The sequence below is a fragment of the Croceifilum oryzae genome, from assembly GCF_030814315.1.
In the GTDB taxonomy this organism is placed as follows: domain Bacteria; phylum Bacillota; class Bacilli; order Thermoactinomycetales; family Thermoactinomycetaceae; genus Baia; species Baia oryzae.
Window position 1 is genome coordinate 46,831 of sequence record NZ_JAUSUV010000008.1, and the last position, 15,368, is coordinate 62,198.

Here is a 15,368-nt window from a genome sequence, read left to right on the forward strand (position 1 = left end):
TATTTTATAAACAGTTGTTTACGTGCGACCGATACCTTCAGTAGTGATTGGACCACCATCACCCTTACCATCACCTTTAGGAGGCTTAATGGTTGTTGTATTTATTCCTACTATTAACGCACAACAAGCTATCATCAATAAAGTATAAGAAACTTTTTTCATAGATATTCATCCTATCTGCTAGTTCATTTATCTTCTGTCTTCATAATAATGGAGATCCACAGTTTAATGGAATAAGTAAAATACATCAATTTATTTTAGATAATAACCCTCAAATTTCTAAAAACATTTAACCAACTATATCTAAGCTGACAAATAGCCCCCCCTTGTTATAGTGTTAGTTTCACTTCATATTCAGTAGCCATCATAAAATAATTTGCTGACTTCTTATATGCTTTTTTCTCAAAATAGTAACTAGCTATTTGCTTAGCTAACTTTATAACTAGAATGAATTGCTGGCTCTCAACCCCTAGGTTAATAATTCGTTGCATCTCTTTCTCATATCGAGCCTCATCTTGCCGCAATCGATAAGTACCCGCCTTAATAGAGGACAAGTCAATATACAGAGAGGGAGACTGGTCTGGGTCAACTGCGGTCAGCCCTTCGTTCAAATAATACTCCACCTTTTCCCACTCCTTTAACTCTATATACACTTCTACCAACCTCTTATAAACATGGATTCGCTTCTCCTCAACATCAAGCTGTTCATAATACTGCAGACTCCTTAGATAGTACTCAATAGCTACCTCATTGTTTCTTTGTGCAACATGAACTCTTCCTAGATGAAATTCAATGATTCCTAGGAAATAGCTATTATTTGGATCAACCAATTCCTTCGCCCTTGTCAAGGATTCAACGGATTTATCCAATTGCTGATTCATGTGGTATTGAATCCCCATCGTAATTAATACACCAGCTATTTGTACCTGATCATTTACTTCCAGATACAGATCATACGCTTTCTGTGCATAAAAAAGACTAACCGTTTGATCGGTTAGAATCTCTTGCTTTGTTACGCTCCTATCAAGATAAAAATTAGCTATCTCCTTACGATTCGTCACATAAACAAGGAGTTCTTCTCGTAGGTCATCATAGTGACTTGCCTTCATATAGTTTTGTTTATTGAAGAACATCGCCCCACACGCACGATAATAGTAAAAAAATTCTTCCTCTAAACCTGATTCTACTTGCTCCGATATAAATCTTTGGGATAATTCGTATATCCGATATGCTTCTTCCAAGTCGATATTCAACTTAGAATAGTAATAGATCAATATAGTGTATACCTTCAAATGAACACTTGTTGGATATAAATCCGTAGCATTTAATCGTAGAAATGATAGATCTTCTTCTATGATATTTTTTTCCTGTTGAAACTGACGATAGATCTCTCTAACTCTCTGCTCTACATCATCGACCCGTCGTTCCATTAAATCTTCTACTTTTACTCCTAGCTTAGGTGCAACAGAGGAAATAAAATTCTGAGATGGTTTCGTGTTCCCATTTTCCACACGACTCAGATATGCAACCGAAGTAATTCCGCCTACCAGTTCCCCTTGTGTCATACCTTTATGTAAGCGTAACTGTCTGATTCGATCCCCTACTACCATCTTGTCACCTCATGCAAAGTTGATTGTTTGTTTTATTTTTTATTTAGAAATTAATTAAATCAAATGAAAATTACACTGTTTTTTTATTATAGTTCTTTTCATGGGTTATTTCTATATTTTATCTTGTTAGAGAGACGCACCTGCATTGTGAAAAAGGCCACTTAAAACCGACCAAAAAATCAAACAAGCTGCACCTCACACGAGGCACAGCTTTCTTTTTTCTATCACGCATATACAGGACGAACTTGAATCGTTTGATCACGACCTGGGCCAACGGAGAAGATCGTGAGCGGAATCCCTGTTAGTTGGGTAATCCGTTCAACATAATGCTGGGTAGCTAGTGGGAGATTGTGGAGCGTTTTTACTTGGGTGATATCTTCGTGCCAGCCTGGTAGCTCTTCGTACACAGGTTCACAGTCGGCGAGGATATCAAGGTCAGCTGGATAGTTCTCCATCAGCTCTCCTTTGTATTTGTAAGCTACACAGATCTTCACGGTGTCAAGACCTGTTAAAACGTCAAGGGAGTTTAAGGATAGCCCTGTAATCCCGCTTACACGACGTGCGTGACGTACAACTACACTATCAAACCATCCTACACGGCGAGGTCTGCCTGTAGTCGTGCCGTATTCACGTCCTACTTCACGAATCTGATCCCCGATCTCATTATGGAGTTCCGTTGGGAAAGGACCGTCTCCTACGCGAGTGGTATATGCTTTCGCCACTCCTACTACTTGGTTGATTTTCGTAGGTCCTACACCTGATCCGATACATACTCCACCGGCAACTGGGTTAGAGGACGTTACAAATGGATAGGTACCTTGGTCGATGTCTAGCATGACACCTTGTGCGCCTTCAAATAGTACCCGTTTTCCTTGGTCGATTGCATCGTTTAGAACGACGGAAGTATCGATGATAAAAGGCTTGATTCGTTCGGCTGCCTTCATGTAAGTATCATAAATTTCATCAAAGTGAAATGGTTCTACCTCATATAGACGCTCGAGAATCCGATTCTTCTCTTCTAGATTACGTTTTAGTTTCTCAGCAAAGCGACCTGGATTTAGTAGATCTCCTACTCGAATACCGACTCGCGCTGCTTTATCCATATAGGCAGGGCCGATTCCTTTGCCCGTTGTTCCGATCTTGCTACTACCCTTACTTGTTTCCTCTAGACGGTCTAGACGCAAGTGGTACGGCATGATGAGATGAGCGCGGTCCGAAATCCGTAAGTTCGATAAATCGACTCCGTAACCGAGAAGATAATCTAATTCAGTGATCAATGCTTCTGGATGGATCACCATCCCATTTCCTAAAACGCAAATTTTATCTTGATAAAAAATTCCCGAGGGAATCATGTGAAGTTTGTATTTTACACCGCCAAACACAATCGTGTGACCCGCATTGTTACCACCTTGGTAACGGGCAACGGCTTCTGCTTTCTCGGCAAGGAAGTCCGTAATCTTCCCCTTACCTTCATCTCCCCACTGGGTACCTACGACAACAGCTGTTGACATTTTCCATTCCTCCGATCAACTAAAGACAAATAAAGGTTAAAACAAATCCGTACATTTATCTGAACGAGAACATTGTATCAGTGACTCAAAGAGTATGTCAACACAAAAACCGAACATTAAGCTAATAAATAAAATATTCATTCGCTATTAGTCTAGCTTTTTATCTCTAGACTAAGAAATTTGTTATAGTTTTTGAGGAAAAGTAATTCTACCTTTCCTACAGGCCCACTTCTTTGTTTCCCTATGATGACTTCCGCCACGTTCTTCTTCTCGGAATCCTCATTATAATAATCATCTCGATATAAAAACGCCACAATATCCGCATCTTGCTCGATCGAACCGGATTCACGCAGGTCAGACAACATCGGTCGTTTATCCTGTCGTTGTTCTACAGCACGCGACAGCTGAGATAGGGCGATAATCGGACAGTCAAATTCACGAGCCATCAACTTGAGCGAACGGGAAATCTCAGAGATTTCTTGTTGACGACTCTCGCCATTTCCTCGGCCATTGATCAACTGAAGGTAATCGATAACCACCATTCCAAGTCCATGCTCGGTCTGTAATCTACGGAGCTTAGAACGAATATCATGTACTGTTACTCCAGGAGTATCATCAATAAACACCTTTGCTTCGGACAAAGAGCTTATTGCCATGGTTAGTTTTTCCCAATCTTCCTCATTTAAGTTTCCGGTTCGGAAGGCTTGTGCATCTATATTTCCTTCAGCCGAGAGCATCCGCATCACCATTTGCGGTGCAGACATCTCAAGGTTAAAGATTGCAACGGTTTCATTTGCTCGTAAGGCAACATTTTGAGCGATATTTAGTGCAAACGCCGTTTTCCCCATCGCGGGACGTGCCGCGACAATAATGAGATCGGATTTGTTAAATCCAGATGTCATTCTATCTAGATCGGTAAATCCAGAAGGGATACCACGGATTCCCGTACTATTATAGTGAAGCCTTTCAATCTGCTCAAATGACTCTAATAACACATCTTTAATCGGAAGAAATCCACCCTTAATATTCCGCTTAGAAATCTCTAGGATTTTTTTCTCTGCTGTATCGATCAAGCTGGAAACTTCTTCTCCACCACTATACCCGGACATCGCGATTTGGGTCGCTGTGCGAATGAGACGACGTAAAACCGCCTTTTCTTCCACGATTTTGGCATAATATTCTACGTTTGCTGCTGTGGGAACAACGGATGCCAACTCTGTCAAATAGGAGACTCCCCCGATTTCATCTAACACTTTTTTATCAGAGAGATCTGCTGTAACCGTCACGAGATCGACCGGTTCTCCCTTTTCGGCAATTTCATTCATCACTTGGAACAATTTCTGATGTCCTGGACGATAGAAATCCTCCGTCCGTAAGCGTTCATTTACCGAAATCAATACAGAAGGTTCGAGGATAATCGCCCCCAAAACGGCTTGTTCAGCTTCTATATTTTGTGGCGGAAGACGATCTGCAAATAATTCGTTCAAACTATTTTTCCTCCCAACCGACTGAGAAGGCTCCACTCCCTAGAGGGAACAGTGGAGCCTTTCCATTTGTTTCTACAAATTTATTGATTATCCTTTATTAGAGGACCTGTTTAAAGCTAGTTCAGGGCATATATCTGACCACAGCTCAATAGTTAGCCGCCCCCCGCAGTGACCAAATACATTACCTAGCCTATTCTTTATCAATCCTCTAATGAAAACTTGAGCTTGGTTTCTATCCTTGCTCTTTTACATGAACTGAAAGGGTAGCTGTCACTTCTGAATGGAGCTTAACTGGCACCTTGGTTACGCCTAATGTACGGATTGCATCGTCAAGGAGTAACTTCTTTTTATCCACCTTCATTTGATGTTGCTTATTCAAGGCTTCTGCGATTTGCTTAGTTGAAATGGCTCCAAAAAGTCGACCTTCTTTGCCTGATTTTGCAAATAGGACTACTTCTAATGATTCCATTTTTTCGGCAAGCGCCTTTGCATCTTCTAGCAGTTGTGTCTTTTTCACATCATCTAGGCGTTGTTTTTCTTTCAAGCTGTTTACGTTTCCGCTAGTCGCCTCGACTGCTAGCTTCCTCGGTAATAAGTAGTTACGGCCATGCCCCTCTGATACTTCTTTTAATTCACCTTTTTTACCTGTTCCTTTTACATCTTGTAATAGAATGACCTTCATGATGTCTCCTCCCCCTCCATCTGTTCTTGAATCAGGGATTTTAGTATTTGTTTGCACTCTTGAATGCTTTTGTGCTCTGGTTGACAGGCAGCATGGGTCAGGTGTCCACCACCGCCCATCTGTTCCATGATCAATTGGACATTTAGATCTCCTTCCGAACGAGCACTAATCGAAACAACTCCTTCTGCTTTATAACCAATCACAAAAGAAGCAGAGATCCCTTGCATATCTAATAGCGTATCAGCCGCTTGAGCGATGAGCAATTGGTCATAAACTCGGCTCTCATCTCCCACTGCGATCGCGATCTTTCCTCGGTATAACTCCGTATCTCGAATGAGTTCTGCACGTTTTACGAACCGGCTTAAGTCCTCTTTTAGCAACGATTGCACTAACATGAGATCGGCCCCGTGTCTTCGTAAAAAAGCAGCCGCCTCAAAAGTCCGCGATCCAGAACGAACGGAGAAATTCTTTGTATCCACTACGATTCCAGATAGGAGTGCTGATGCTTCCAGCGTATCCATAGTTAATCGATGATCCTGATACTGAAGCAACTCCGTAACTAGCTCACAGGTAGACGATGCGTAGGGTTCTAAGTATACCAGAACGGAATCTTCAACAAAATCCTCGCCACGACGGTGATGGTCGATCACGACCACTTTTTCAGCGCGATCAATCAGTCTCTTCTCTGTCACTAGACTAGGCTTATGCGTATCCACTAACACAAGAAGGGTGTCTGGATCATCGATCCACTGCATGGCTTGATCCGGAGTGATGAACACTTCTCTTAAATCAGCATGCTTCCAAATCTCATCTATTAATTTTTGAATGGCACTCAAATCATCATCTAGAACGATAAGCGCCTCACAATCGTTTAGTTCTGCTAGTTTTACTACACCTAGCGCAGCACCAATCGCATCTAAATCAGGTTGCTTATGTCCCATCACGATCACTCGCTCGCAATCCTGTAGCAGATTACTAATCGCATGTGAAATGACCCGAGCTTTTACTCGATTTCGCTTTTCAACTGCGTTGGTCTTCCCTCCGAAAAAAGCAATCTTCTCTTTTGTCTGTACAGCGGCTTGATCACCGCCTCGCGCCAGCGCTACTTCGAGTGCCGCTTGTGCATGCTTTGACTTTTCAACGAGCGTTTCTCCTAAGCTAGCAACTCCTAAGCTTAATGTGATCGGAATCTTATTATTCCGTGTCATCTCTCGTACTGTATCCAGTATGTCAAAACGATTATGAATCATGCGGTCCAAGTTCTTTTGAAACATGATAAAAAACATTTTATCTGTATCAATTCGTTTTAGAGCCACTTCATAATGCAATGCCCACTCTGAGATCGCTTGGAACACTTTACTGATCAGAAGGGTTTCCTCTTGGTCGGACAACCCCTGACCCGCCTCATCTATATTGTCCAGATGCAAGAAACCTAAAATCGGCTTCTCTTCTTCGTATTTCTCTTGTAATGATACCCATTTCGTTACTTCTTCTATCAAATATAATCGTTCCGCACGATGATACACACACGAATAATGTTTATCATGAATCTGAATCATAATGGGATCTGATAGCGAATGTTCCTCCGGATCCAGTTCTGGTAGGTGTTCGGCAATCTTGCTACCCATTAATTTTACCTTGGGAAATAGATTGGATACGAATGGATTATGCCACTGAACCTCTCCCGCATGATTGATCAGAATCATGCCAACTGGGAGATGCTTCACTGCAAGTTGACCTGCAAATTGAATGCGATCTGTTAACGTTAACACGTATTGGGATTGTTCTTTTTTTAGTTCAAACTCTGTTTTGTACTGCATGACAGTAAGATATCCTACACAGAGTATGGCGATCGCAACATAGGAAAACTTTTCTGTAAGAATCCATATGAGAAGTATTACAGTAAGTCCTAATATCCAACTTGTCGATACACTTAGCCATCTATGCATAAAATTTTTTAGCATATTCCTTTAACTCCTCAGCTGGGGTAACTCTAATAACCCATACCTTCTATTTTACCCGAGTTCAGCGGAGCTTCAACTCTTGCGGAGTTATAAATTTGACCAGATTTTGGATTTATTTATAGCTGACCATTTCTCATTCTTATTCTAGCGTTTATTAATATATTTCTCCATAGCAGACAAATCGCCATACCACTCTTCCAATTGATGCCCTTCTTTCATATGCTCTCTTAATTTCTGTGTGACCACTTGGTCCACTTCACGGTAAGGAATCCCCATCCTTCTGGCTAATACGTAAACAGAAACGAGAATACTCGAAAGGCTATCTATAATCATCTGTTGGTTGGCATAATGAAGACCACGGAATAAGCTAGCGATTTGGTCTAGGATTTCTGTTTTTAACCAGTCGACCACTTTAATATTTTTCGCAATATGTATACCTCTTTCTGGTCGGTTCATGGTATTCGCTCCTCTTCTAATTTCTCATTAGAAGGAATTTCCACATTTCTATGTTATTTCCTGCCTGTTCGGGAAAAACAACTCCCATATTCTTTAAAATGGTAACATTGAATCTGTTATACGCAAATAAGATGTATCAATGAGAGGCTGGAATAGAGTGGGGTGGAACAAAGGGTCAGATAATGGGAGGCGAGCGTATTGGGTTACTATATACATGTGGAGCCGGATGTGAGGATTTATACGGAGGACATAAACCCTAGGGGAAAACGGACCATTCTCTTCATCCATGGATGGCCTGCGAATCACAACTTATTTGAATATCAATTTAACGAGCTTCCTGGGCATGGTTTTCGGTGTATTGGAGTCGATCTTCGTGGGTTTGGGAAGTCAGATAAACCTTGGAAGAAGTATAGTTTAAATCGAATGGCGGATGATATTTACTGTGTTATTCGATCTCTTCAGCTAGAAAACATAACATTGGTTGGTCATTCGGTTGGTGGTGCAGTTGCCCTTCGATATATGTCACGACATTGTGGATATCAAGTTTCCAAACTAGCATTACTCGGTGCAGCAGCTCCGAGTGTGGTTCAGCGTCCCGACTTCCCACATGGATTACCTATTGAGGAAGTCAATCGTCTGATCGAAGGGACCTATCAAGATCGTCCAAAGATGTTAGAGGAGTTTGGAGCATCATTTTTCCATCAAAAAATATCTCGTCCGTTCGCAGAATGGTTCTTGAATATGGGGCTAGAAGCAGCGGGATGGGCTACTGCCAAGGTGGCTAAGGCCTTTCGGGATGAAACTTTATTTTCTGATCTATGCGAGATTCATGTCCCTACCCTCATTCTTCATGGCATCCACGATCAAGTATGTTTATACCCACTTGCTACTGCTCTTCATAAAGGAATTCTGCGCTCAAAGCTAGTTCCCTTTGAGCATAGTGGACATGGACTAATGTGGGAAGAGAAAGAAAAACTAAATAAGGAATTAATCAAGTTTATCAACTAAACAAAAAAACAACCCACTGAATGGATTGTTTTTAGATGTTCCTAGTCGTTTGTATAAGCTAGGAGTGCCATTTGACGAGCACGTTTGATTGCACGAGTCAATTGACGTTGATATTTAGAGCTAGTTCCTGTTACACGACGTGGTAAAATCTTACCGCGTTCGCTAACAAACTTACGGAGCAAGTCTGTATCTTTATAGTCGATGTATGAAACTTTGTTCACTGTGAAGTAACAAACTTTACGACGTTTATGTCCACGACGACGAGCCATTCATATTCCCTCCTGTCCAAAAAAGGTAAGTTTTATCGTTAACTAGAATGGAAGATCATCATCAGAGAGATCAATTGGCTTGCCATCGTCTTCGAACGGATTATCCGCTTTACGACGACCTTGATTGCTAGAATTGTTTTGATTCCAGCCACCGCCAAAGTTGTTGTTGTTATTATGGCTACCGCCAAAGCTTTCACCTGAGTTGCCACCATAAGAAGAATCGCCAAAATCAGAACCGTTACCCTCACGAGTACGATTTGATTCTAAGAACTGAACGCTTTCGGCTATTACCTCTGCGTTACGTACTTTACGGCCTTCTTGGTTTTCATAGACGCTAATTTGCAAGCGACCATCAACCCCAACCAGGCGACCTTTTTTTAGGTAGTTAGCACAGGTTTCCGCTGTACCACGCCATGCCACAATATTGATAAAGTCTACATCACGTTCTCCTTGCTGATTCGTATAGTTACGATTCACAGCAATGGAAAAGCGAGTCACTGCAACCCCAGACTGCGTATAACGCATTTCAGGGTCGGCAGTTAACCGACCAATCAAAACAACTCGGTTTACCATGACGCAATCTCTCCCTTGAATCCCTCTAGTATTTATTTTTCATCCATGTTTACAACCATATGGCGGATGATATTTTCATCAATGTTGATTACGCGCTCCAACTCAGAAACCATAGTAGCTTCTCCGTTGAAGTTTACAACTGTATAAACACCTTCACGGTATTTATTGATGAGGTAAGCCAAACGACGTTTCCCCATGTCGTCGGTCTTCACAACTTCGCCACCGTTGTTTGTAATCACACCCGCTACTTTCTCACGGGTTGCTTTTACAGCTTCTTCGTCCATATCTGGACGTACGATGTACATCAATTCGTATTTGTGCATTCCGTCTACACCTCCTTCTGGACTTTGCGGCTCTCACAGCTAAGGAGAGAGCAAGGGGCGAGCATATTTACTCACGTTAATCCATTCTAGCAAAGCTCAACTATAATAGCAAGCTAGAAGCAATTTCCTATTTTGTGAAACTCCGTTGATGTCTATGGGTAAAATCATATCAAACGTACGTTCGTTTGGGAAGTAGTCTGATAGAGAAAAGGTATATTTATCCATTTATCTATCAACAAAAAATCCCGATGTAGAAAATCTTTCTTCCCTACATCAAGGATTCGAGCAACCTATTCATCAGCAAACATTAAACTTCCTACACATTAAAACGGAAGTTCATTACATCTCCATCATCCACCACATAATCTTTACCCTCTAATCGAAGCAGACCCTTTTCACGCGCTTGTCCTAAGCTCCCAGAGTTGATCAAATCCTCATAAGCAACCGTCTCAGCACGAATGAAACCACGTTCAAAGTCAGTATGAATCACACCTGCCGCCTGTGGTGCTTTCGTACCTTCGCGAATGGTCCAAGCCCGTACTTCTTTTTCCCCTGCCGTAAAGTAAGTGATCAAACCTAATAAACGATACGCCTCCGTGATCAAACGGTCGAGTCCAGATTGCTCCAGACCTAGCTCCTCTAGGAACATTTTTCGTTCTTCATCATCTAGCTCGGCAATCTCTGCCTCTACTTGAGCACTGATCGTTACCACTCCAGCGCCTTCCGATGCAGCGATTTCCTTTACTCGTTGAACGTGCGGATTACCATCTGGATTGGCGACTTCCTCTTCACTCACATTTGCCGCATAAAGCATGTTTTTCATCGTTAGCAAGTTAAGACTTTTGACGATTAGCTTCTCTTCAGTACTCAGATCCACAGAACGCGCTGGCTTACCCTCTTCCAATACAGGGAGTATTTTCGATAATACATCATGCTCTTGAGTAGCCAATTTCTCTCCACTCTTCTTTTGGCGTAGAACGCGATCCATCCGCTTTTCTACGGTTTCCATATCCGCAAATACGAGCTCGAGATTAATTGTTTCCATATCATCCGCTGGATCAATCCGTCCAGATACGTGGGTAATATTCTCATCTTCAAAACACCGCACTACATGAATAATGGCATCTACTTCGCGAATATGAGAAAGAAACTTATTCCCTAGTCCTTCCCCCTTACTTGCACCTTTCACTAAGCCTGCAATATCTACAAAGTGAAAGGAGGTTGGAACGACTCGCTGAGGATTAATCATCTGCTCTAAACGGTCCAACCGTACATCTGGTACATCTACCACCCCGACGTTTGGGTCAATCGTACAGAATGGATAGTTTGCTGATTCTGCTCCTGCTTGCGTAATCGCATTAAATAATGTGGATTTCCCCACATTCGGGAGACCTACTATTCCTGTCGTCAATGCCATCTTAAAATTCAACTCCAATTTTTCCGATTCTTGATTCAACTACCTTATTATAACGGAAATAATTCATAACAAAAAGCGATTCCATACGGGAACCGCTCTCACTTAGAATATCATTCGTTTTCTTTTTGCTCAGCAGACGTAAGCACCTTTTTCAACTTCTGTTCAAATCTCATCCTAGGTAGCAGGACACTATGTTCACAACCTGTGCATTTGATGCGGATATCCATCCCCATGCGGATCACTTTCCATGCATTTGTCCCACAAGGATGCGCTTTCTTCATCTCCACCACATCGCCTAATCCAAATTCTTTTCGTTGCAAGAAAGTTCCCCACTTTCCATTTTAAAATCATCTATGTACACAACTTAATCCGTTTGCTCAACCGACTTCCGCAAGTCCTGCAGTGCTCGCAATATTTGTTTCGAGAGATATTCTTGTCTCTCTCGAAAGGTCCCTGTTTCTGGAACCAAAATCAAATCCCCCACAATGATTCGAATCTTACTTGGCCTAATCCAAATCTTCCCTACAGGTAACGCCTTTTCGCTACCTGACAGATAAATAGGAACAACAGGGGCATTGCCCTTTAAGGCTAAGAAAGCAGCACCTTGTTTCACTTCCTGGAGCGGGGCTACATCCTCTCGGATCCCACCCTCAGGGAAAAGACCTACCAATTTTTGCTCCTGTAAATAATGTAAAGCTGTTCGAATCGCTTGAATATCCGCTTTCTCTCGATTGACTGGAAATGCTTGAAATATATCCAAAAAGAACTTTGTGATTCGAAATCTCCATGCTTCTGCTTTCGCCATAAAATGTACATGACGCGGCAACATAGAACCGATATAAAAAGGATCAATATAACTAATATGATTGCCAACTACAAGTGCAGCCCCTTCACGAGGGAACTTCTCCATTCCTATTACTTCTATACGATGATATAAGCGAAGGAACATCCGAATAATCCATTTTAATAGAGATGATGTTTTCATCAACACATCCTCCTTCCATACAGATTGTGGCTTACATTTTTAATAATCTACCCACTCTACAAATCTCTCAATCTGTAGGTATAAACCTCTCAAAATATCCGTATACTGTAACATCAATATATTCTGAGAGGACGCTGGTGATGAAAGAATCATGTAACCAAATCAAAACTCTTTCTCCATTTCGCATCTCTTATCAAGACCCTAGCGCACTACACCACTGCACTCATTCCCTTTATCAACACCTTGTACAACTTTCGCTTGAGCGTGAAATTGTTTGTGTTTGTATCGGTACAGATCGATCAACAGGCGATTCACTAGGTCCCCTTGTGGGCTCTATCCTACAGAAAAAACAATTTCAACATAAGGGAGCCGTTTACGGAACGCTCGATGAGCCCGTTCATGCTCTCAATCTAGCCAGTACAGTAGAAATGATTTACCAGAACCATCCAGATCACTTTATAATCGCCATTGACGCATGTTTAGGACAATTAAAAAGTGTTGGTGCCATACAGGTTTCTCAAGGCTCCATTAAGCCTGGAGCAGGTGTTAATAAAGATCTTCCGGAGGTAGGAAATCTTTCGATTACAGGTATTGTGAACGTGTCTGGCTTTATGGAATATCTCGTCCTACAAAACACTCGCTTAAGTCTTGTGATGAATATGGCAGAGATTATTGCAGAGAGTATTAAGCAATCCATTCAGCTAGTACAGGGCACTTCTTTAGACCGCGCACAACCTTATGTATAATGTACCCTTAACGGACAAAGATAACAAACAACCCTAATTTTCGTGTGAGATTCGTTTTCACATGAAGTTGGGGTTGTTTTCATTTGTTGGTCTGTTATAAGGATGTCCAGCGTTTGCATACAACAACTGAACTGTGGATTAGCTATTGGAGAAATCCTGGGGCATGTATCTACCCACAGCTCAAATAGTGAGTCTGCGAAGATGTAGAAAAACAAGTCCGCTACGTCTATCGATGCTTCGGGCAAGTGGCAAAACTCGCAAAGAGCGCTCAAACATTGCCACAAAACGCCCTCGCTTCGAAGTACTACGCTAGGTAGGCTCACTAACCTCGCAGTGGGTAGACACATTGCCCCTAGTCTCTTTCCAACTTACTAGTTAATCAAGCTTATAGTCTGTGTAGTTTACTAGCTAAGTCGAGCTTTACGGGTGGGAGATGTTAGATCAAAGCTTTGGATTAACCAGAAATGTGAACAAAGGGAAAGGAGAGTCATTCGATACTTGCGATGTTATCGATCCTACTTAGCGTAGCAATCCGTAGCGTTGAGCGCTTTCGGTGCAAGTTGCCTGAGCGTACTTTGCGAGTTTTGCACCTGCCCTAGCGGAGGATTGCGAAGCGGACCCCCCCACTTCTCTGCGGGATCGGTATTTGAGCAGTGATCGAATAGACTCTCCGGCCCTCGATCACCAATATTTATTTAAATGCTTACTTAATAGGACTGCATTGCAGTAATCGTACAAGCACTCTCTTCTCTTTCCCTACAAAATCCGATCTTGTTGTAGTAACTCTACAATCCGCTCCAGCTCTCGTTCAGAGTAATATTCGATCTCAATTTTGCCTTTTCTCCGCCCTGGACGAATCTTAACCGATGTACTAAAAATCTCTTGAAGTAAGCCCTCAAAGTGCTTCATCTCAGGAGAAAGGTCCTGTTCCTGCTTGGGTTTCTCAGCTTTAGGATTCCCCTTTTGATTTAGCCGTTGGATCCATTCTTCTAGTTGACGAACATTGGTCTCTTCTTCGATCACTTTCTTGGAGAGCCTCTTTTGTAGGTCTGCATCTTTGACTCCTAGAAGCGCTCTGGCATGACCCATGGACAATGTTCCACGTGAAACATTGTCTTGGATCTCCACGGGAAGCTGTAAAAGACGGATGAAATTGGTAACATGTGACCGGCTTACCCCCACTCGCTCTGACAACTGCTCCTGTGTTAAATGCAAGTGTTGAAGCAATTTTTGATACGCCATTGCCACCTCGATCGGGTTTAAGTCCTCTCTCTGCAGGTTTTCTACCAGCGCGATTTCCATCATTTCATTGTCCGTATAATCCCTTACGACAACGGGAACTTTCTCCAAACCTACCCGCTTCGCTGCACGAAACCGTCGTTCCCCTGCTACAATCTCATATCCACGAATGCTTTTTCGTACAATCAAGGGCTGGATAATCCCATGTTGTTTCACTGACTCTGCTAATTCATTCAAAGAACCATCTTCATCAAAGTGTTTTCGTGGTTGATACGGATTAGCACGTAATTCAACTACCTCTACTTCTTTTACAATATCATCGTCACGAACATCCGTGTCTGTGTTGAGAAAAAGTGCGTTTAACCCTTTACCTAAGCCTTTACTCACTTCTCGCCACTTCCTTTGCTAATTGCATATAGCATTCAGCGCCTTTCGATCTTGGATCATAGGCAATAATCGATTTACCATAACTTGGCGCCTCCGATAAACGAACATTACGCGGGATAACGGTCTCGTACACTCTGGATTGAAAGTATTTTTTTACCTCTTCCATCACCTGAGCCGACAAGTTGGTTCGGGCATCGAACATGGTCAAAAGAACTCCCTCTACCTCGAGATGTCGATTTAGATGTTTTTGCACGAGACGAACCGTATTAAGCAATTGTCCTAGCCCCTCTAATGCATAAAACTCACATTGAATCGGGATGATAACCGACTCTGCGGCAGTCAGTGCATTTAGTGTAATAATGCCTAAGGATGGTGGACAATCAATAAAGATATAATCATATTCATGTTTACAGGTTTGCAGGGCTCGTTTGAGCCGTAGTTCTCTCGAAATAGCCTGTCCCAACTCGATCTCTGCACCCGCTAATTGAATGGTTGCGGGGATTAAATGTAAGCTATCAACGTCTGTTGGTAGGATTACCTCCTCAACAGAGCGATCATTAATCAAAACATCATATACGCAGTGCTTCACGTCCGCTTTGTTAATGCCTAGCCCGCTTGTCGTATTCCCTTGCGGATCAATATCTACTATTAAAATTTTCTTGCCTATCGCCGCCAAACATGCTGCTAAGTTTATAGAGGTTGTAGTTTTGT

16 protein-coding genes and 1 pseudogene are annotated in these 15,368 nt (G+C 42.2%); 2 read left to right on the forward strand and 15 right to left on the reverse strand.

All coding sequences use genetic code 11. The features are described 5' to 3' along the window. Nucleotides 1-18 precede the first annotated feature (18 nt). The 7 genes from J2Z48_RS09970 to J2Z48_RS10000 form a co-directional block, all read right to left on the reverse strand. Nucleotides 19-162 carry a hypothetical protein gene (locus J2Z48_RS09970; RefSeq protein ID WP_307253138.1) on the reverse strand — a complete coding sequence of 48 codons (144 nt, stop codon included), beginning with the start codon at nucleotides 160-162 and terminating at the stop codon, nucleotides 19-21. Between the two features lie 167 nt (nucleotides 163-329). Continuing rightward, nucleotides 330-1,610, reverse strand: a complete 1,281-nt coding sequence (locus J2Z48_RS09975; protein ID WP_307253140.1) for a helix-turn-helix domain-containing protein — start codon at nucleotides 1,608-1,610, stop codon at nucleotides 330-332. Between the two features lie 224 nt (nucleotides 1,611-1,834). Beyond that, entirely contained in the window at nucleotides 1,835-3,121 is a 1,287-nt protein-coding gene (locus J2Z48_RS09980; protein WP_307253141.1) for an adenylosuccinate synthase, read from the reverse strand. 152 nt (nucleotides 3,122-3,273) lie between these two features. Next, complete coding sequence (gene dnaB, locus J2Z48_RS09985; RefSeq protein ID WP_307253142.1) at nucleotides 3,274-4,608, reverse strand: replicative DNA helicase; 1,335 nt, start codon at nucleotides 4,606-4,608, stop codon at nucleotides 3,274-3,276. 232 nt (nucleotides 4,609-4,840) lie between these two features. After that, nucleotides 4,841-5,290 (reverse strand): 50S ribosomal protein L9, encoded by a 450-nt coding sequence (rplI, locus tag J2Z48_RS09990; protein ID WP_307253143.1) that lies wholly within the window; start codon nucleotides 5,288-5,290, stop codon nucleotides 4,841-4,843. Further along, nucleotides 5,287-7,254, reverse strand: a complete 1,968-nt coding sequence (locus J2Z48_RS09995; RefSeq protein ID WP_307253145.1) for a DHH family phosphoesterase — start codon at nucleotides 7,252-7,254, stop codon at nucleotides 5,287-5,289. The genes rplI and J2Z48_RS09995 overlap by 4 nt, the downstream gene beginning before the upstream one ends. A gap of 144 nt (nucleotides 7,255-7,398) precedes the next feature. Then, entirely contained in the window at nucleotides 7,399-7,710 is a 312-nt protein-coding gene (locus tag J2Z48_RS10000) for a MazG-like family protein (RefSeq protein ID WP_307253147.1), read from the reverse strand. A gap of 198 nt (nucleotides 7,711-7,908) precedes the next feature. On the opposite strand from J2Z48_RS10000, the gene J2Z48_RS10005 reads away from it, so the two are divergent. Next, nucleotides 7,909-8,718, forward strand: coding sequence for an alpha/beta fold hydrolase (locus J2Z48_RS10005; protein WP_307253148.1), 810 nt, complete (start codon nucleotides 7,909-7,911; stop codon nucleotides 8,716-8,718). Between the two features lie 41 nt (nucleotides 8,719-8,759). Here J2Z48_RS10005 and rpsR read toward each other — a convergent pair whose 3' ends face one another. The 6 genes from rpsR to J2Z48_RS10035 all read right to left on the reverse strand — a co-directional run bounded on the left by rpsR (nucleotide 8,760) and on the right by J2Z48_RS10035 (nucleotide 12,285). Further along, nucleotides 8,760-8,987, reverse strand: coding sequence for a 30S ribosomal protein S18 (rpsR, locus tag J2Z48_RS10010; protein WP_072332146.1), 228 nt, complete (start codon nucleotides 8,985-8,987; stop codon nucleotides 8,760-8,762). 42 nt (nucleotides 8,988-9,029) lie between these two features. Beyond that, nucleotides 9,030-9,560, reverse strand: a complete 531-nt coding sequence (gene ssb / locus J2Z48_RS10015) for a single-stranded DNA-binding protein (RefSeq protein WP_307253151.1) — start codon at nucleotides 9,558-9,560, stop codon at nucleotides 9,030-9,032. A 32-nt stretch (nucleotides 9,561-9,592) separates the two neighbouring features. After that, complete coding sequence (gene rpsF, locus J2Z48_RS10020) at nucleotides 9,593-9,883, reverse strand: 30S ribosomal protein S6 (RefSeq protein WP_131847780.1); 291 nt, start codon at nucleotides 9,881-9,883, stop codon at nucleotides 9,593-9,595. Between the two features lie 316 nt (nucleotides 9,884-10,199). Next, the gene (ychF, locus tag J2Z48_RS10025; protein ID WP_307253154.1) at nucleotides 10,200-11,300 is read right to left on the reverse strand and encodes a redox-regulated ATPase YchF; all 1,101 of its coding nucleotides are present in this window, start codon (nucleotides 11,298-11,300) and stop codon (nucleotides 10,200-10,202) included. Between the two features lie 110 nt (nucleotides 11,301-11,410). Further along, the gene (locus tag J2Z48_RS10030; protein ID WP_307253155.1) at nucleotides 11,411-11,620 is read right to left on the reverse strand and encodes a DUF951 domain-containing protein; all 210 of its coding nucleotides are present in this window, start codon (nucleotides 11,618-11,620) and stop codon (nucleotides 11,411-11,413) included. Nucleotides 11,621-11,664: 44 nt separating this feature from the next. Next, complete coding sequence (locus tag J2Z48_RS10035; RefSeq protein WP_307253157.1) at nucleotides 11,665-12,285, reverse strand: lysophospholipid acyltransferase family protein; 621 nt, start codon at nucleotides 12,283-12,285, stop codon at nucleotides 11,665-11,667. A gap of 140 nt (nucleotides 12,286-12,425) precedes the next feature. Here J2Z48_RS10035 and yyaC point away from each other — a divergent pair, with 140 nt between their 5' ends. Then, a complete protein-coding gene (gene yyaC, locus J2Z48_RS10040; protein WP_307253158.1) occupies nucleotides 12,426-13,031 on the forward strand; it encodes a spore protease YyaC in 606 nt (201 codons plus the stop codon). 756 nt (nucleotides 13,032-13,787) lie between these two features. Here yyaC and J2Z48_RS10045 read toward each other — a convergent pair. After that, entirely contained in the window at nucleotides 13,788-14,657 is an 870-nt protein-coding gene (locus tag J2Z48_RS10045; protein WP_307253160.1) for a ParB/RepB/Spo0J family partition protein, read from the reverse strand. Then, nucleotides 14,650-15,366: pseudogene (locus tag J2Z48_RS10050) on the reverse strand (ParA family protein); the annotation flags it as partial. The gene J2Z48_RS10045 and the pseudogene J2Z48_RS10050, both read right to left, overlap by 8 nt. Between the last annotated feature and the right edge of the window lie 2 nt (nucleotides 15,367-15,368).